We start from the raw sequence: 16,730 nt of genomic DNA on the forward strand, positions 1-16,730 counted from the left end.
TACATCACACAGAGCTTGCATCACACCTGTGGGAGCGGGCTCTGCCCGCGAAGAGCGCGCCGCGATAGGTCAGACTACCCGCCATCAGCAGGGGTTGCGCTGGAATTCAGGCCTGCTTGAAATGCTGGGCCAACGCCGGCAGCAAGGTCCGGTCGATCGCCTGGCGGACGGCCGGCAGGATGGTCGCGCTGCCCGTCAGCATCTGTTCCACCATCTTGCGCAGGGCCTGGGCGCGGCCGCGGTCCAGGCCGCGCACTGCGCATTCACAGGCCTGCTCGGCCGTGGCGCCTGCGGGCATCTCGAAGCCCAGGGCGCGCAGCTGGCCCAGCAGGTCATCCTGATCAATCAAGTCTGCATGCATCATGGTGTCGATCCTTCTTCGAATAGGGGAACGCTGTCCGGATTCTGTAAGCCGCAAACGCGCTCGGCAAGAGGCGCTGGTCGCCATGGCCGGATTGCACACAAGCAGGTCGTTTTTGGCCTGTTCGGCCAAGGCCCGAGCGAACCGTGTAGCACTGGGGTATGGCACCCAGCGACGCCGCCCTGAATACCCTTGCCGTTCACTTTCAATGGACGGCAATGGACATGCTCGATTTTCTCTCCTTTCAGGGCGTCGGCCCTGCTTCTGCCCTGGGCCCCATCGGCCTGGCGCCACGGCTGAACTTCATCACCGGCGACAACGGCCTGGGCAAGAGTTTCGTGCTCGACACGGCCTGGTGGGTGCTGACCCGTACCTGGGCGGCGGGCAGGCCCATCAAGGCGCGCGACCAGGCCGCATTGCCGGTCATCGACTATCGGTTCACGGGTGCAGCCCACAGCGCCGGACAATGGGCCTGGCAGAAAGACCGCTGGACGCCAGTAGGGGATGTCGCCCCAAGCCGCGCGCTGGTGGTGTATGCCCACGCCAACGGCACCTTCAGCGCCTGGGACCCGGTGCGCAACGCAGGTGAACTAGCGGCCTATCATTTCGATGAGACCCAGCTGTGGCGAGGTACGCCGATGGCAGGACAGGGGCGCCTGTGCAATGGGCTGCTCAACGACTGGGTACGCTGGCAGCGAACCCACGGCTGCAAGGCATTCGCGGCCTTGAAGCAGGTCCTGCGCGCACTGTCGCCGTCGCGCGAAGAACTGTTGCTGCCCGGCCGACCGTGCCACATCGGCCTGCTGGATGAAACCGAATACCCGACGCTGCAGCGGCCTCAGGGACGGGTGCCTTTGCCCGAAACTTCCAGTGCGATCCGCCGCGTGGTGGCCCTGGCCTACATGTTGGTCTGGAGCTGGGAGGGGCATCGCCGCGCCTGCCGTCTGGCCGGTGTGCAGCCGAGCGATGAATTGGTGTTTCTGGTGGACGAGGTCGAGTGCCATCTGCACGCTCAGTGGCAACGCCGGATCGTGCCTGCGTTGATGAACGTCGTCGGCGCGCTGACCCGCCAACGCCTGGCGGTGCAGATGATCGTGGCCACTCACTCGCCACTGGTGCTGGCTTCCATGGAGAGCCAGTTCGTCGAATCTCGCGACGCGCTCTTCACCCTGGGTTTGCAGGCCGGCGAAGTGCAGCTGCACCAGCAACCCTGGGCGCCCCAGGGTGATGCGGTGAACTGGCTGGTGTCCGAGAGCTTCGGCCTGCGCCAGGCACGCTCGGTGGAAGCGGAAGCGGCGATTGGCGCTGCCGAAGCCTGGATGCGCGGTGAGCGATCGGGCCTGCCCGAGGGGCTGGACAGTGAAGAGGCGATTCAGACGCAGCTGCTGCAAACCCTGCCCACGGGGGATCACTTCTGGCCGACCTGGGTCGTGGCCAAGGCGGGGGTGCCAGCATGATCGAGCTCGCTCACCCACTGCCCGAACCCAATGGCTTCGACCAGCGCTGCCGCCAGCGCGGCAATGCCTGGTTGCAGGACAACCCGGACGTCGGCAGGCCGCGGGACTACTGGTCGCCGTTCCGCCCGGAGCTGGGCGAGGGCTTCGCCAACCGTTGCGCCTTCGGCGCCATGTACATTCCCAGCGGCACTGTGGAGCATTTCATCAGCTGTGATCAGGACCGCGGCATGGCCTACGAGTGGAGCAACTACCGCTATGTCGATGCGTGGATGAACAGTGCCAAGGGCAGCAAGAAGGCCGAGGATTTTCTCGATCCGTTCGAGGTGCGCGAGGGCTGGTTCGAGGTGCTGCTGCCGTCGTTGCAATTGGTGCTGACCGACCGGGTGCCGGAAGCGGTCAGAGCGCGGGCTGAGTACACCCTCAAGCACCTGCCGCTGCGCGACGACGAGCGCGTGATGCGTGTGCGGCGGCAGTGGTTGCGCTTGTTCGAGGAGGGCAAGATCGGCCTCGAAGGGCTGCGCGAGATGGCGCCGCTGATTGCCGCAGCGGTGGAGCGGCGGGAAGTGCGTGGTGCAGCTTTCGCGGCCGATGACCGCTCCTACGGCCCAACCCAAACCCCGTAGGAGCGGTCCGTGGCCGCGAAGGGCGCGACGTGGTGTGTCAGGCAGACCCCAGTGCAGCTTTTGCGGCCGATGACCGCTCCTACGGTGAAACCCAAACGTCGTAGGAGCGGTCCGTGGCCGCGAAGGGCGCGACGTGGTATTCAGCCGGGCAACGCAATCCGTCGCCCGGCATACTCGGCTGCAGGCTGTTGCCGCTGCGCCTCGAAAGCCTCGGCCAGGACCGCCAGCGAAGCCTCCCCGAACACCGCCGACCTCGGCCCCTGCAAATCCACATGCAACAGCATCTGCTCGCTGGCCGCCAGCACCTCGTCCGCGTTTTGCAGGTGCAGCGTGTGGTACACCTGCACCCGCTTGCGGTCATGGGCCAGCACCCGTGTGCGCACCTGCACCTCGGCCCCCAATTTTACCTCGTGCAGGTAGTTAAGGTGGCATTCCAGGGTGAACAGCGAGTGCTGGTCACGCTGCGGATCGATCCCGATGCGGGCCATGAACGCGTCGGTGGCGTAGCTGAAGATCAACAGGTAGAACGCGTCGCGCAGATGGCCGTTGTAGTCCACCCACTCCGCGAGCACGGGCGTTTGATAGGTGATCATTCGGCGAAGCTCATGCCGTGACGGGCCTTGGTCACCCGTACCGCGTCCAGCACCGCCAGCAGGCAATCGTCGCGGTAACGCTCCAGGGCGCCGATGCTGTGTTCCCCCAGTTGCGCCGAGGTCCCAGCCACGACATCGTTGATCAGCGTGTCGGTTAGTTCCGGCGCGGGCAGGTAGGTCCAGGGTAGCTTCAGGGCCGGGCCGAACTGGTTCATGAAATGGCGCATGCCGGCGTCGCCGCCGGCCAGGGTGTAGGTCAGGAAAGTGCCCATGAACGACCAGCGCAAGCCGGCGCCGAAACGAATGGCGTCGTCGATCTCACCCGTGGTGGCCACACCGTCGTTGACCAGGTGCAAGGCTTCGCGCCACAGCGCTTCGAGCAGGCGGTCGGCGATGAAGCCGGGCACTTCCTTGCGCACGTGCAGCGGGCGCATGCCCAGGTTTTCATAAACGCTGATGGCCGCCTGGATTGCCTCGGGTGCAGTGTGTCGGCCGCCGACCACCTCCACCAACGGCAGCAGGTAGACCGGGTTGAACGGGTGCCCGACCACGCAGCGTTCCGGGTGTGTGGCGCCCTCGTAGAATGCACTGGGCAGCAGGCCAGAGGTGCTGGAACCGATCAAGGCGTCGGGCTTGGCGGCGGCGCTGATGCGGGCGTGCAGTTCCAGCTTGAGTTCCAGCCGCTCTGGAGCGCTTTCCTGGATGAAGTCGGCGTCGCGCACGCAGTCCTCGACGGTGGCCACGAAGCGCAGCCGCGACTGCGCTGCACCCGCCGCCAGACCTTGCTTGACCAGCGCGGGCCAGGCATTGGCGATGCGCTGGCGCAAGGCAGCTTCGGCGCCTGGCGCCGGGTCCCAGGCGACGACGTCCAGGCCATGGGCGAGGGCGCGGGCAACCCAGCCGCTGCCGATGACTCCGCTGCCCAGGGCGGCGAAGGTGTTGATGTGGGTGATGTAGGTCATGGGTTGTTCCTGGAGAAGTGTGTGGGGTGAGGGCCTCTTCGCGCTCCCACAAGATGAGTACGAACCGTGTGGGAGCGGGTCTCTGCCCGCGAAGAGGCCCTCTGGAGGCACCAAAGAAATCACCGTCGAACGAGGTTCATCTTTTGCCGCCCCTCGGCCGGCGTCAGCACCCGTGCCCCGAGCCGGGTCAGAATCTCGCTGGCCCGTTCCACCAGTTGACCGTTGGTGGCCAGCACGCCTTTCTCAAGCCAGATGTTGTCTTCCAGCCCGACCCGCACGTTGCCGCCAAGCAGCACGGCCTGCGCGGCCATGGGCATCTGCATGCGGCCGATACCGAAACCGGCCCACACCGCATCTGCTGGCAAGTTGTCGACCATGGCCTTCATGGTAGTGGTATCGGCCGGCGCCCCCCAGGGGATGCCCAGGCACAGTTGGAACAGCGGATCGTGCAGCAGTCCTTCCTTGATCATCTGCTTGGCGAACCACAGGTGACCGGTGTCGAAGATTTCCAGTTCTGCCTTCACGCCCAGCTCGGTGATGCGTTGTGCGCCGGCGCGCAGCTGCGCGGGGGTGGACACGTAGATGCTGTTGCCGTCGCCGAAATTCAGGGTGCCGCAGTCCAGGGTGCAGATCTCCGGCAGCAGCGCTTCGACATGGGCCAGACGCGCCAGTGGACCAATCAGGTCGGTGCCGGGGCCGAACGCCATCGGAGTTTCCCCTGGGCCGATTTCCAGGTCGCCGCCCATGCCGGCGGTGAGGTTGACGATGATGTCGATATCGGCCTCGCGAATGCGCTCCATCACTTCCCGGTACAGCGCCACGTCGCGGCTGAAGCGGCCAGTCTGCGGATCGCGCACATGGCAGTGCACCACGGTGGCCCCGGCCTTGGCCGCTTCGACGGCGGCAGCGGCGATCTGTTTCGGCGTAACGGGCACGTGAGGGCTTTTGGCGGTGGTATCGCCCGCACCGGTCAGGGCGCAGGTGATGATGACGTCGTGGTTCATTGCAGGGATCCTTGAGGTGTGTGTGGTCTTGGCAGCGCGGTCATCCAAACGCGAACGGGGAGCGTGTAGCAGCGGCGCGAGCCGCGTCGGCGGTGAATGCGGTGTGGCTGATGCAGCGCGGCCGGCCCCGGACGCGGCTTGCGCCGCTGCTACAGGAATTGCTCAGGAGGCGGGTTTGCCGTCGAAGGTGGTCACGCCCTGCAGCCAGCGCTGTCGGTCCTGGGGGTGGTCCTTGAGCCATTGCCGGGCCGAGTCGAAGGCGTCCTTGTGCTCCAGCAGCGGTTGCATCATTCGGCTCTCGTCGGCCGCGGTGAAGGTCAGGTTGCCCAGCAGTTTGTCCACGTTCGGGCAGCGGCTGGCGTAGTCCGGCGCGGTCACCGTCCACACCGTGGCCATGCCTTCGTTCGGGCCAAGGGCGTCTTCGCTGCCGCTCAGGTAGGTCATGTCCTGGTTGACGTTCATCGGGTGCGGCGCCCAGCCGAAGAACACGATGGCCTCGTTGCGCTTCACCGCGCGGGTCACCGCCGACAGCATCCCGGCCTCGCTGGACTCCACCAGTTGAAAGTCGCCCAGGCCGAAGCGGTTCTTGGCGATCATGTCCTTGATCTGGGTGTTGGCACCCGAGCCCGGCTCGATGCCGTAGATTTTGCCGCCCAGTTCCTTTTTGAACCTGGCGATGTCGGCGAAGCTTTTCAGGCCCTTGTCGGCCAGGTAGGTCGGCACGGCCAAGGTGGCGCGGGCGTCTTTCAAGCTGGGCTGGTCCAACACGCGTACCTGCTTCTGTTCCACGAACGGGGTGATGGTCTGGGTCATCAGCGGATTCCAGTAGCCCAGGAACATGTCCAGGCGCTGGTCGCGGATGCCGGCGAAGATGATCTGCTGGGAGGCGCTGGTCTGCTTGACGTTGTAGCCCAAGTCGTCGAGCAATACGTTGGTCATGGCGCTGGTGGCGATCACATCGGTCCAGTTGACCACGCCCAGGCGCACGTTCTTGCAACTGGCCGGTTCCGCGGCGCTGGCCGTGCCGGTCAACAGCGCGGTACCGGTGAGCATCAGCAGGCAGCAGCTGATCAATCTATTCATGATGGCTCCCTCAAGCGGCAGTTCGAATTGTTATGGGGGCGGCGTCTGTGCGCCGTTTGCATAAGGTACGCAGGGCCTCCGGGGAAAAATCGCACTGCAGCGACCGGCTCTTGCACAGTGGCGACGTGGTAGGTATTAGTGGTGTCCCATAGGCCCTCTTCGCGGGCAGAGGGCTCGCCGCCCGCCACGCCCTCACAGGATCGCGCCGCAGAAATCACCGAGCACACCATGGCCCAAGACTTCCACTTCCTGCTGCTGCCCGGCTTTTCTGCGATGGGTTTCATCTCGGCCATCGAGCCGCTGCGTGTGGCCAACCGCTTCCGCGGCGAGCTGTATCGCTGGCAGGTGCTGAGCCTGGACGGCGGCGCGGTGTTGGCCAGCAACGGCATGTCGGTGAATGCCGACGGCGGGCTGACCGCGTTGGCCCCGGGGGCGACGCTGCTGGTGGTGGCCGGTTTCGAGCCGCTCGCCACCTTCGATGGGGCACTGCGCGACTGGCTGCGCCGTCTGGATCGCGAAGGGGTGACGCTGGGCGGCATCGACACCGGCAGCTTTGTCCTCGCCGAAGCGGGCCTGCTCGAGCGCCACCGTGTGGCGCTGCATTGGGAGGCTCTGGATGCCTTTCGCGAATCCTATCCGGCATTGAGCGCCAGCCAGGAGCTGTTCGAAACCGACAGTGCGCGCATCACCTGCGCCGGTGGTACCGCCTGCATCGACCTGATGCTCGATCTGATCGGCCAGGCCCACGGCAGCGAGCTGGCGATCCAGGTCTCGGAGCAATTCGTGGTCGGCCGCATCCGGCCGCGCAAGGATCACCAGCGCATGCAGATCGCCTCGCGCTACGGCATCGGCAACAAGAAGCTGGTGCAGGTGATCGGCGAAATGGAGCAGCACACCGAGCCGCCGCTGAGCACGCTGCAGTTGGCCGAGCTGGCCAAGGTCACGCGACGCCAATTGGAGCGCTTGTTCCGGCTGCACTTGAACGACACGCCGAGTAATTTCTACCTGCGCCTGCGTCTGGAGAAAGCCCGGCAACTGCTGCGCCAGACGCCGATGAGCGTGCTGGAGGTCAGCATCGCCTGTGGTTTCGATTCACCGTCGTATTTCACCCGCAGCTATCGGGCGCGGTTTGCCCGCTGCCCGCGGGAAGATCGGCGTGGCCGCGAGTCGGGGTAGATCATTGCTCATGCAGCGGCTGGGCTGAATCATTCGCGGCCACTGGCCGCTCCCACGGATGGAATGTGTTTGTCCGGTGGGAGCGGTCTGTGGCCGCGAAGGCGTCAGTAAGGCTAATGCATATGTACCGTTCTTGCGCGCCACACGGCCGCTAACCTGCGCGCTCATTCATCGATAAAGGAATCATCGAAATGGGCAAGCACGTCATGGCATCGAGCCTAGTTACTGCGGCGCTTCTGACTCTGGCCGGACCGGCATCGGCCGCCTGGTACGACTGTCGCGTCATCGACAATCAGGCCACCGACGCCTGGGACAACACCCTGGTGGATCTGCCCGTGGAGGCCGACAGCCTGGCGGAGGCCGAGCGCAAGACCCGCGCCTTCGTGGCGCAGGACCCTGGCAATCCGACCGACATCAGCCTGAACTGCCGGGTGAACGAGGAGGAATGAAAGGCAGCTCTCAACGAGCTTTGAGCAGTACTGCGCAAGCGGCCTTGTAGGCTTCGTGCTGGTACTTGTTCAGGCTGCCCGGCAACTCGGCCAGCTTCTTGGCCTGGGCACTGATGGTCTGCGGGGACACCAGCACCGCCTCGCAGCCATCGAGCAGTTGCAGCACGCCTTCAATCTTGAAGGTGGTCGGCCCGCCGGCGAATTCACCCTTCTTGCCGCGTTTCTTGATGGCAAGCATCTTCAACCCGTTATCGCTGATGAACGCGGCGACTTGCGTGCGGAACTGCCGCACGTTTGCGGCGATGTCATCGTCTTCCAGGGCAATCTTCTTGACGGTAGCGGGTACGTGCGCCAGATCGGCGTCGACGTACTCCACCACGGCGAAGATCGCTTCGCTGCCCTTGATCTCGACCCCGGCTATTTTCACGCTCACTCCAGGCCCACCGACTGCAGGAACTCGGAGCGCTCGTCGCTTTTCTGCGCGCGACAATCGTTCTGCGCGATCTCATACGCCTGGGTGCCTTTGCCGGCATTGACCGTGTACACGTCGCAATCGGCTTCGCGCGACTTGGCCCACAGGTCCTGGGCGGCCTTGAGCTTGCCGGTGAATGCCTTGAGCTCGGGCGAGTCTGCGGGGAACTGGGACTTGATGCGATCGAGCAGGTCGGTGTACGACCCGCTCATCTCGGCTTCCGAGGTCTTGCGGTTGTAGGCCGAGCAATCGTAGCTCTGCTGATCGGTTTCGACGTTATCGCACGGGGTGGGGCTGTCGGACTCTTCGGCCTGGGCGGCGAAGGACAGCAGGGCAAGCATCAGCAGCGTGAATCTCATGAGAATCTACCTAACCCGTTAAGCAGGACAATGCCGCTGATTCTGTCTCAGCAGCGGTGCAAAGCATAGGGGCAGAGCGATGGCATGCGGTATTTTTCATGCAGTGGCCGGTGGTGGCATGGACAGGTCCACCGTAGGAGCGGTCATTGGCCGCGAAGAGCCCGCCGCGCAATGCCTGATTCACCACGGCGATCCTTTCGCGGCCGAGGACCGCTCCCACGGGGAAGTTGGCTATCGTTTGGATCGGGCGTTGACGCTTTCGGCAATTCCCCTGTCGTTTTTGCATCCGGTCGCCGGTTCGCGCAGGCATATGCTGGCCCCATGAAGCGCCGACATACGATTCGGCGCCTGACTTGCCTGATGGGGACCGCCCGATGAGCCCAGCCGAACTGCACGCCGACAGCATCGTTATCGACGGGCTGATCATTGCCAAATGGAACCGTGAGCTGTTCGAGGACATGCGCAAGGGCGGTCTGACCATGGCCAACTGCACCGTATCGGTGTGGGAAGGCTTTCAGGCCACCGTCGACAGCATCTGCAAGAGCCAGAAGCTGATGCGCGAGAACAGCGACCTGGTCATGCCGGTGCGCACCACCGCCGACATCCGCAAGGCCAAGGAAATCGGCAAGACCGGCATCCTCTTCGGTTTCCAGAACGCTCACGCCTACGAGGACCAGATCGGCTACGTGGAAGTGTTCAAGCAGCTGGGCGTGGGCATCGTGCAGATGTGCTACAACACCCAGAATCTAGTGGGGACCGGCTGCTACGAGCGCGACGGCGGGCTGTCCGGATTCGGTCGCGAAATCGTCGCCGAGATGAACCGCGTCGGCGTGATGTGCGACCTGTCCCACGTCGGCTCGAAAACCAGTGAAGAAGTCATTCTCGAATCGAAGAAGCCGGTGTGCTATTCGCACTGCCTGCCCTCGGGCCTCAAGGAACACCCGCGCAACAAGTCCGATGAAGAGCTGAAGTTCATCGCCGACCATGGCGGCTTCGTCGGCGTGACCATGTTCGCGCCGTTCCTGGCCAAGGGCATCGATTCGACCATCGACGACTACGCCGAAGCCATCGAATACACCATGAACATCGTTGGCGAAGACGCCATCGGCATCGGCACCGACTTCACCCAGGGCCATGGCCAGGACTTCTTCGAATACCTGACCCACGACAAGGGCTACGCGCGGCGCCTGACCAGCTTCGGCAAGATCATCAACCCGCTGGGCATCCGCACCGTGGGCGAATTCCCCAACCTCACCGAAACCCTGCTCAAACGCGGCCACAGCGAACGCGTGGTGCGCAAGATCATGGGCGAGAACTGGGTCAATGTCCTGCGCGACGTCTGGGGAGAATAAACCCCGGATCCCTCATTCACCCCTTGCCCCGTAGGAGCGGTCATCGGCCGCGAACACCGCCACGCGGTGCCATCCCCCGTGGGCAAGGGCAAACCATCGTTTTCCGGAGTTACCGAAGCATGGCCAAGATCGCCCCGCAACTGCCCATCGAAGTCGACAGCGAAACCGGCGTCTGGACCTCCGACGCCTTGCCGATGCTGTACGTGCCACGCCACTTCTTCGTCAACAACCATATGGGTATCGAAGAAGTGCTGGGCGCCGACGCCTACGCCGAGATTCTCTACAAGGCCGGCTACAAATCCGCCTGGCACTGGTGCGAGAAAGAGGCCGAATGCCATGGCCTGGAAGGCGTCGCGGTGTTCGAGCACTACATGAAGCGTCTGTCGCAGCGCGGCTGGGGGTTGTTCAAGATCCAGGACATCGACCTGGATAAAGGCACCTGCAGCGTCAAGCTGGAACATTCCGCCTTCGTCTACGTGTACGGCAAGGTCGGGCGCAAGGTCGACTACATGTTCACCGGCTGGTTCGCCGGGGCCATGGACCAGATTCTCGCCGCTCGCGGCAGCAGCATTCGTACCGTCGCCGAGCAAGTCTACGGCGGCTCCGAAGAAGGCCACGAAGATGGCCTCTTCACCGTGAAACCGTTGTAAGTCGAGGAAGACGCCGCCATGGCTTTCGAAGCGATGTTCCAGCCGATCCAGATCGGCAAGCTGACGATCCGCAACCGCGTGCTCAGCACCGCGCACGCCGAGGTCTACGCCACCGATGGCGGCATGACCACTGATCGTTACGTCAAATACTACGAAGAGAAAGCCCGTGGTGGTATCGGCTTGGCCATCTGCGGCGGTTCCTCCAGCGTGGCCATCGACAGCCCCCAGGGCTGGTGGAAATCGGTGAACCTGGCCACCGACAAGATCATTCCGCACTTCCAGAACCTGGCCGACGCCATGCACAAGCATGGCGCCAAGATCATGATCCAGATCACCCACATGGGCCGTCGCTCGCGCTGGGACGGCGAGCATTGGCCCACGCTGATGTCGCCCTCGGGCATTCGCGAGCCGGTGCACCGCGCTACCTGCAAGACCATCGAGCCTGAAGAGATCTGGCGCGTGATCGGCAACTACGCCAGCGCCGCGGCGCGGGCCAAGGCCGGTGGCCTGGACGGCGTGGAGCTGTCGGCGGTGCATCAGCACATGATCGACCAGTTCTGGAGCCCGCGGGTCAACAAGCGGACCGACGAATGGGGCGGCAGCTTCGAGAACCGCATGCGCTTCGGCATCGAGGTGATCAAGGCCGTGCGCAAGGAAGTCGGCGACGACTTCTGCGTGGGCCTGCGCATCTGCGGCGACGAATTCCATCCCGATGGCTTGAGCCACGAGGACATGAAGGAAATCGCCAAGTACTACAGCGACACCGGCATGCTCGATTTCCTCGGCGTAGTGGGCTCGGGTTGCGACACCCACAACACCCTGGCCAACGTCATCCCCAACATGAGCTATCCACCGGAGCCGTTCCTGCACCTGGCGGCCGGCATCAAGGAAGTGGTGAACATCCCGGTGCTGCACGCACAGAACATCAAGGACCCGAACCAGGCCACGCGCATTCTGGAAGGCGGCTACGTCGACATGGTCGGCATGACTCGCGCGCACATCGCCGACCCGCACCTGATCGCCAAGATCAAGATGGGCCAGGTCGACCAGATCAAGCAGTGCGTGGGCGCCAACTACTGCATCGACCGGCAGTATCAAGGGCTGGACGTACTGTGCATCCAGAACGCGGCCACGTCGCGGGAATACATGGGTGTGCCGCACATCATCGAAAAATCCACCGGCGTGAAGCGCAAGGTGGTGGTGGTCGGTGCCGGCCCGGCCGGCATGGAGGCGGCGCGGGTGTCGGCCGAGCGCGGCCACGACGTGACCCTGTTCGAGAAGAAGGAATTCATCGGCGGCCAGATCACCACGGCGTCCAAGGCGCCGCAGCGTGACCAGATCGCCGGCATCACCCGCTGGTTCCAGCTAGAACTGGCACGTTTGAAAGTCGATCTGCGCCTGGGCACTGCTGCCGATGCCGACACCCTCATGGATCTGCGTCCGGACATCGTCGTACTGGCCGTGGGTGGCCATCCGTTTCTCGAGCAGGGCGAGCACTGGGGCGCCGATGAAGGCCTGGTGGTCAGCAGCTGGGACGTGCTCGACGGCAAGGTCGCGCCGGGCAAGAACGTCCTGGTGTACGACACCATCTGCGAATTCACCGGCATGTCGGTGGCCGACTTCCTGGCCGACAAGGGCTGCCAGGTCGAGATCGTCACCGACGACATCAAGCCGGGCGTGGCCATCGGCGGTACGTCGTTCCCGACCTACTACCGCAGCATGTACCCCAAGGAAGTGATCATGACCGGCGACCTGATGCTGGAAAAGGTCTACCGCGAGGGCGACAAGCTGGTGGCGGTGCTGGAGAACGAATACACCGGTGCCAAGGAAGAACGGGTGGTCGACCAGGTGGTGGTGGAGAACGGCGTGCGTCCCGACGAGAAGCTCTATTACGAGCTCAAGCAGGGTTCGCGCAACAAGGGCCAGATGGACATCGACGCTCTGTTCGCCATCCAGCCGCAACCGTCGTTGAGCACAACGGGTGACGACTACCTGCTGTTCCGCATCGGCGACTGCGTGGCCCAGCGCAACACCCACGCGGCGATCTACGACGCGCTGCGCCTGTGCAAGGATTTTTGATCCTTCCCCTGTAGGAGCGGTCATCGGCCGCGAAAGAAGCACTGCGGTGTACCTGATACAACGCAGTGGCCGTTTCGCGGCCGATGACCGCTCCTACGAGGGTCCAAAGAGGCTTCACCATGCTCGACACACTGCTTCCCATCCTGCTGTTCGCCGCCCTCGCCCTGGCTGTCATGGGCGCCGTGCGGCGAATCAATATGTGGCGCCGCGGCCGGCCTTCACAGGTCGACCTGCTGGGCGGCCTGTTGGCCATGCCCAAGCGCTACATGGTCGACCTGCACCACGTGGTCGCTCGCGACAAATACATCGCCAACACCCACGTGGCCACCGCCGGTGGTGCGGTGCTGGCGGCGGTGCTGGCGGTGCTCGTCCACGGCTTCGGCCTGCACAACCGCATTCTTGGCTACGCGCTGCTGTTGGCCACGGCGCTGATGTTCGTCGGTGCCTGCTTCGTCTACGCCCGCCGCCTCAACCCGCCTGCGCGCCTGTCCAAAGGCCCGTGGATGCGCCTGCCGAAAAGCCTGCTGATGTTCTCGGCGACCTTCTTCATCGCCACTTTGCCGGTGGCCGGTATCTTGCCGATGAACTTCGGTGGCTGGGTACTGGCCGTGGTGCTGGGCATTGGTGTGGCCTGGGGCGTATCCGAGTTGTTTCTCGGGCTGACCTGGGGCGGACCGATGAAGCACGCTTTCGCCGGCGCCTTGCACCTGGCCTGGCACCGCCGCGCCGAGCGCTTCGGCGGCGGTCGCTCGACCGGCCTGAAACCGCTGGACCTGAACGACCCCACGGCACCGCTGGGTGTGGAAAAGCCCAAGGACTTCACCTGGAACCAGTTGCTGGGCTTCGATGCCTGCGTGCAATGCGGTAAATGCGAGGCCGCCTGCCCGGCGTTCGCCGCCGGCCAGCCGTTGAACCCCAAGAAGCTCATTCAGGACATGGTCGTGGGCCTGGCGGGCGGTACCGATGCCAAGTTCGCTGGCAGCCCGTACCCTGGCAAAGCCATCGGCGAGCACGCCGGCAATCCGCACCAGCCGATCGTCAATGGCCTGGTCGATGCCGACACGCTGTGGTCGTGCACCACCTGCCGCGCCTGTGTGGAAGAGTGCCCGATGATGATCGAGCACGTCGATGCCATCGTCGACATGCGCCGCCACCTGACCCTGGAAAAAGGCGCCACGCCCAACAAGGGCGCCGAAGTGCTGGACAACCTGATTGCCACCGACAACCCCGGCGGCTTCAACCCCGGCGGCCGCATGAACTGGGCCGCGGACCTGAATCTGCAGCTGTTCGGCGACAAAAAAAACGCCGACGTGCTGTTCTGGGTTGGCGACGGCGCTTTCGACATGCGCAACCAGCGCACCCTGCGCGCCTTCGTCAAAGTGCTGAAAGCTGCCAAGGTCGACTTCGCCGTTCTGGGGCTTGAGGAACGCGACAGTGGCGACGTGGCCCGGCGACTGGGTGACGAGGCGACTTTCCAACTACTGGCCAAGCGCAATATCGGCACCTTGGCCAAGTACGGCTTCAAGCGCATCGTCACCTGCGATCCGCACAGCTTCCACGTATTGAAGAATGAATACGGCGCGTTGGGCGGCAATTATCAGGTGTTGCACCACAGCACCTTCATGGCCGAACTGGTCGGCGCCGGCCAGCTCCGACTGGGCCAGCACAAGGGCGCCAGCGTGACCTACCACGACCCGTGCTACCTCGGTCGCTACAACGGTGAGTACCAGGCACCGCGCGATGTGCTCAAGGCACTGGGCATCGAGGTCAGGGAAATGCAGCGCTCGGGTTTTCGTTCCCGCTGCTGCGGTGGCGGTGGCGGGGCACCCATCACCGACATCCCGGGCAAGCAACGGATTCCGGACATGCGCATGGAGGACATCCGCGAAACCCAGGCCGATGTGGTGGCCGTCGGCTGCCCGCAGTGCACCGCCATGCTCGAAGGCGTGGTGGAGCCGCGGCCATTGATCAAGGACATCGCCGAACTGGTGGCCGAGGCGCTGATAGAGGACACCGTTGCGCCCGCCAAACCGGCACCGGTCAAACGTGAACTGGCCGAGGAGGCGCATTGATGAGCGACCTTATTCGTCGTGATCCGCGAGCCGAGTGGATCGCTCGCAACCGGCTGCATCCGTTGCACAGCGCCATGCAGCCTCAGGCCAGCACGTGGATGGGGCCCAACGGGGTCATGCGCAAGAACCCCCATGGCATCGGCTTCATCGGCCCCAATGGGGTCAAGCGCATCGACCGCAGCGGGGCCCAGCAGGGCGGTAGCGGCAAGCGCTCGACAGCCGTTGAAGTTAAGTTGCCGCTGCACCAGGTGGCCGTACCGGCGTTCTACATTGCCGTGGTGCCGGACATGATCGGCGGCCGCCTGAGCAGTCACGACCGCGACGTGCTGGGCCTGGCCCATCAGTTGGCCGGCCAGGCGGGTGCGGTGTTGGCCATCGTCTTCGGCGAGCACAAGGAAAGCGCCTTCGACACGGCCGGTGTGGATCGCTTGCTGGTACTGGACGGCGTCGAATTCGACGGCTATGCCCCCGAGCAGCGTATCCAAGGCCTGCAGGCGGTGGACAATCAATTCGCACCGCGTCACTGGCTGCTGCCAGACAGTCGCACCGGTGGCGGTGAACTGGGTCGGCGCTTCGCCGCGCGCGTGGGCGAACGCCCCGCAACGCGTGTGTGGCAGGTCAAGGACGGGCAGTGCATCAGCCGCGCCGGTGCCGGCCAGCAGGACATCGCCCGGCCGCTGCCGCGCTTGATCCTGGCGGCCGCCGAATGCGCCGAGCCGGTGGATGAAAGCCGCCACGAAGTGCTGCCGGTGGCGTTGTCCGCAGCGGCGCCACGCAGCCTGCCGCGCATCGAAGATTTGGGTGCAGTGGCGGTCGACCCTGCCGCAATTCCCATGGCCGAATCGGAATTCATTTTTTCCGGTGGCAATGGGGTGAAGGATTGGCAGCTGTTCCACCGCACCGCCCAGGCCCTGGGTGCAACCGAAGGTGCCTCGCGGGTGGCGGTGGACGATGGCTTCATGCTGCGCGACCGTCAGGTCGGCGCCAGTGGTACCTGGGTAACCGCGCGGGTCTATGTGGCGGTGGGCATTTCCGGTGCGATCCAGCATTTGCAGGGTATCGGCGGGTGCGACAAGGTCATTGCCGTCAACCTCGATGCCAACTGCGACATGGTCAAGCGGGCGGATCTGTCGGTGATCGGCGACAGCCAGGCGATCATGCAGGCCCTGATCGCCGCCATTGAAGCCTGGCGCAACCCAGCCAAACGCGACGCCGCCTGAAGGGCGCCTCGATGAGAGAGACGAAGTCATGAACACGAAAGTCATCAGTCTGGTTTCCATCGGAGCCCACCCGACCTCCGGCCGTCCTCGACGCGCCGACCAGGACTCGCGCGCGGTGGAACTGGGCCTGCAACTGGCTGGGGACGACTTGCAGGTGCTGCACGCCGGCGATGTGGCCGAGCCGGCCCTGCGTGCCTACCTGGGCATGGGGCTGCACCAGTTGCATGTGCTCGAACAACCCCAGGGCGCCGACGCCTTGCCGGCATTGTGCGAATACCTGCAAGGCGCCGGCGCGCAACTGGTGCTGACCGGGACCCAGGCCGAAACCGGCGAAGGCTCGGGCATGCTGCCGTTTCTGCTGGCCGAAAAGCTCGGCTGGCCGATGATCGTCGGCCTGGCGGAAGTGGAGTCCATCGACAACGGCGTGGCTCAGGTGCTGCAGGCTTTGCCCCGTGGCCAGCGACGGCGCCTCAAGGTGCGTCTGCCAATGCTGGCCACGGTCGACAACGCTGCCCCCAAACCACGGCAGAGTGCCTATGGCCCTGCCCAGCGTGGGCGGCTGGCGGTGGACGATGTGGAAGTGATCAACGACGCGCTGTTCGACAGCGCCGAACTGCAACCGGCCAAACCTCGGCCAAAGCGTTTGAAAGTGATCAAGGCCAAGAGTGGCGCCGACCGCATGAAAGCCGCCACGGCCAAGGCCAGTGGTGGTGGCGGGCAGGTGCTCAAGGGCTTGAGCGCCGAAGATGGCGCTCAGGCGATCCTCAAGGCGTTGATCGAAGAGGGGGTGGTGCGTTGATATTGTTGCGCGTTGCTGC

At 64.5% G+C, this 16,730-nt stretch carries 17 protein-coding genes; 10 read left to right on the forward strand and 7 right to left on the reverse strand.

All coding sequences use genetic code 11. The features are described 5' to 3' along the window. Positions 1 to 106: 106 nt before the first annotated feature. Entirely contained in the window at positions 107 to 364 is a 258-nt protein-coding gene (locus tag LT40_RS17450; protein WP_043192365.1) for a hypothetical protein, read from the reverse strand. A gap of 221 nt (positions 365 to 585) precedes the next feature. On the opposite strand from LT40_RS17450, the gene LT40_RS17455 reads away from it, so the two are divergent. Both LT40_RS17455 and LT40_RS17460 read left to right on the forward strand, forming a co-directional pair. Next, positions 586 to 1,818, forward strand: a complete 1,233-nt coding sequence (locus tag LT40_RS17455) for an AAA family ATPase (RefSeq protein ID WP_043193794.1) — start codon at positions 586 to 588, stop codon at positions 1,816 to 1,818. Next, positions 1,815 to 2,441 carry a hypothetical protein gene (locus LT40_RS17460; RefSeq protein WP_052393456.1) on the forward strand — a complete coding sequence of 209 codons (627 nt, stop codon included), beginning with the start codon at positions 1,815 to 1,817 and terminating at the stop codon, positions 2,439 to 2,441. Before LT40_RS17455 ends, LT40_RS17460 begins: the two co-directional genes overlap by 4 nt. 140 nt (positions 2,442 to 2,581) lie before the next feature. Here the strand turns inward: LT40_RS17460 and LT40_RS17465 are convergent, their stop codons facing one another. From LT40_RS17465 to choX, 4 genes are all read right to left on the reverse strand, one after another. Next, entirely contained in the window at positions 2,582 to 3,034 is a 453-nt protein-coding gene (locus LT40_RS17465) for a thioesterase family protein (protein WP_043192366.1), read from the reverse strand. Further along, a complete protein-coding gene (locus tag LT40_RS17470; RefSeq protein ID WP_043192367.1) occupies positions 3,031 to 3,996 on the reverse strand; it encodes an L-carnitine dehydrogenase in 966 nt (321 codons plus the stop codon). The genes LT40_RS17465 and LT40_RS17470 overlap by 4 nt, the downstream gene beginning before the upstream one ends. A 119-nt stretch (positions 3,997 to 4,115) precedes the next feature. Beyond that, the gene (cdhC, locus tag LT40_RS17475; RefSeq protein WP_043192368.1) at positions 4,116 to 5,000 is read right to left on the reverse strand and encodes a 3-dehydrocarnitine:acetyl-CoA trimethylamine transferase CdhC; all 885 of its coding nucleotides are present in this window, start codon (positions 4,998 to 5,000) and stop codon (positions 4,116 to 4,118) included. A gap of 162 nt (positions 5,001 to 5,162) precedes the next feature. Next, positions 5,163 to 6,083 carry a choline ABC transporter substrate-binding protein gene (gene choX / locus LT40_RS17480; protein WP_043192369.1) on the reverse strand — a complete coding sequence of 307 codons (921 nt, stop codon included), beginning with the start codon at positions 6,081 to 6,083 and terminating at the stop codon, positions 5,163 to 5,165. A gap of 228 nt (positions 6,084 to 6,311) precedes the next feature. Here choX and LT40_RS17485 point away from each other — a divergent pair, with 228 nt between their 5' ends. Both LT40_RS17485 and LT40_RS17490 read left to right on the forward strand, forming a co-directional pair. Next, positions 6,312 to 7,259, forward strand: a complete 948-nt coding sequence (locus LT40_RS17485; RefSeq protein WP_043192370.1) for a GlxA family transcriptional regulator — start codon at positions 6,312 to 6,314, stop codon at positions 7,257 to 7,259. 191 nt (positions 7,260 to 7,450) lie between these two features. Beyond that, the gene (locus tag LT40_RS17490) at positions 7,451 to 7,708 is read left to right on the forward strand and encodes a hypothetical protein (protein WP_043192371.1); all 258 of its coding nucleotides are present in this window, start codon (positions 7,451 to 7,453) and stop codon (positions 7,706 to 7,708) included. Positions 7,709 to 7,718: 10 nt separating this feature from the next. Here the strand turns inward: LT40_RS17490 and LT40_RS17495 are convergent, their stop codons facing one another. Together LT40_RS17495 and LT40_RS17500 are read right to left on the reverse strand one after the other, a co-directional pair. Beyond that, positions 7,719 to 8,135 carry a DUF3010 family protein gene (locus LT40_RS17495; protein ID WP_043192372.1) on the reverse strand — a complete coding sequence of 139 codons (417 nt, stop codon included), beginning with the start codon at positions 8,133 to 8,135 and terminating at the stop codon, positions 7,719 to 7,721. 2 nt (positions 8,136 to 8,137) lie between these two features. Further along, entirely contained in the window at positions 8,138 to 8,539 is a 402-nt protein-coding gene (locus LT40_RS17500; RefSeq protein ID WP_043192373.1) for a lysozyme inhibitor LprI family protein, read from the reverse strand. Between the two features lie 374 nt (positions 8,540 to 8,913). On the opposite strand from LT40_RS17500, the gene LT40_RS17505 reads away from it, so the two are divergent. From LT40_RS17505 to etfB, 6 genes are all read left to right on the forward strand, one after another. Then, complete coding sequence (locus LT40_RS17505) at positions 8,914 to 9,891, forward strand: dipeptidase (RefSeq protein WP_043192374.1); 978 nt, start codon at positions 8,914 to 8,916, stop codon at positions 9,889 to 9,891. Between the two features lie 119 nt (positions 9,892 to 10,010). Then, complete coding sequence (locus LT40_RS17510; RefSeq protein ID WP_043192375.1) at positions 10,011 to 10,541, forward strand: DUF5943 domain-containing protein; 531 nt, start codon at positions 10,011 to 10,013, stop codon at positions 10,539 to 10,541. Between the two features lie 18 nt (positions 10,542 to 10,559). After that, positions 10,560 to 12,620 (forward strand): dimethylglycine demethylation protein DgcA, encoded by a 2,061-nt coding sequence (dgcA, locus tag LT40_RS17515; protein ID WP_043192376.1) that lies wholly within the window; start codon positions 10,560 to 10,562, stop codon positions 12,618 to 12,620. 119 nt (positions 12,621 to 12,739) lie between these two features. Continuing rightward, entirely contained in the window at positions 12,740 to 14,692 is a 1,953-nt protein-coding gene (gene dgcB, locus LT40_RS17520; protein WP_043192377.1) for a dimethylglycine demethylation protein DgcB, read from the forward strand. Beyond that, entirely contained in the window at positions 14,692 to 15,912 is a 1,221-nt protein-coding gene (etfA, locus tag LT40_RS17525) for an electron transfer flavoprotein subunit alpha (RefSeq protein WP_043192378.1), read from the forward strand. The genes dgcB and etfA overlap by 1 nt, the downstream gene beginning before the upstream one ends. 28 nt (positions 15,913 to 15,940) lie before the next feature. Beyond that, positions 15,941 to 16,711 carry an electron transfer flavoprotein subunit beta gene (etfB, locus tag LT40_RS17530; RefSeq protein ID WP_043192379.1) on the forward strand — a complete coding sequence of 257 codons (771 nt, stop codon included), beginning with the start codon at positions 15,941 to 15,943 and terminating at the stop codon, positions 16,709 to 16,711. The last annotated feature ends 19 nt before the right edge of the window (positions 16,712 to 16,730 follow it).

Origin of the sequence: Pseudomonas rhizosphaerae, assembly GCF_000761155.1 — a bacterium.
GTDB classification, from domain to species: Bacteria; Pseudomonadota; Gammaproteobacteria; order Pseudomonadales; family Pseudomonadaceae; genus Aquipseudomonas; species Aquipseudomonas rhizosphaerae.

Coding starts and splice junctions, on each gene's coding strand:
- choX (WP_043192369.1), bottom strand. CDS start 6,083: ATGAATAGATTGATCAGCTGCTGCCTGCTGATGCTCACCGGTACCGCG.
- etfA (WP_043192378.1), top strand. CDS start 14,692: ATGAGCGACCTTATTCGTCGTGATCCGCGAGCCGAGTGGATCGCTCGC.
- LT40_RS17470 (WP_043192367.1), bottom strand. CDS start 3,996: ATGACCTACATCACCCACATCAACACCTTCGCCGCCCTGGGCAGCGGA.
- etfB (WP_043192379.1), top strand. CDS start 15,941: ATGAACACGAAAGTCATCAGTCTGGTTTCCATCGGAGCCCACCCGACC.
- LT40_RS17490 (WP_043192371.1), top strand. CDS start 7,451: ATGGGCAAGCACGTCATGGCATCGAGCCTAGTTACTGCGGCGCTTCTG.
- LT40_RS17500 (WP_043192373.1), bottom strand. CDS start 8,539: ATGAGATTCACGCTGCTGATGCTTGCCCTGCTGTCCTTCGCCGCCCAG.
- dgcB (WP_043192377.1), top strand. CDS start 12,740: ATGCTCGACACACTGCTTCCCATCCTGCTGTTCGCCGCCCTCGCCCTG.
- dgcA (WP_043192376.1), top strand. CDS start 10,560: ATGGCTTTCGAAGCGATGTTCCAGCCGATCCAGATCGGCAAGCTGACG.
- LT40_RS17460 (WP_052393456.1), top strand. CDS start 1,815: ATGATCGAGCTCGCTCACCCACTGCCCGAACCCAATGGCTTCGACCAG.
- LT40_RS17510 (WP_043192375.1), top strand. CDS start 10,011: ATGGCCAAGATCGCCCCGCAACTGCCCATCGAAGTCGACAGCGAAACC.
- LT40_RS17485 (WP_043192370.1), top strand. CDS start 6,312: ATGGCCCAAGACTTCCACTTCCTGCTGCTGCCCGGCTTTTCTGCGATG.
- LT40_RS17455 (WP_043193794.1), top strand. CDS start 586: ATGCTCGATTTTCTCTCCTTTCAGGGCGTCGGCCCTGCTTCTGCCCTG.
- cdhC (WP_043192368.1), bottom strand. CDS start 5,000: ATGAACCACGACGTCATCATCACCTGCGCCCTGACCGGTGCGGGCGAT.
- LT40_RS17450 (WP_043192365.1), bottom strand. CDS start 364: ATGATGCATGCAGACTTGATTGATCAGGATGACCTGCTGGGCCAGCTG.
- LT40_RS17505 (WP_043192374.1), top strand. CDS start 8,914: ATGAGCCCAGCCGAACTGCACGCCGACAGCATCGTTATCGACGGGCTG.
- LT40_RS17465 (WP_043192366.1), bottom strand. CDS start 3,034: ATGATCACCTATCAAACGCCCGTGCTCGCGGAGTGGGTGGACTACAAC.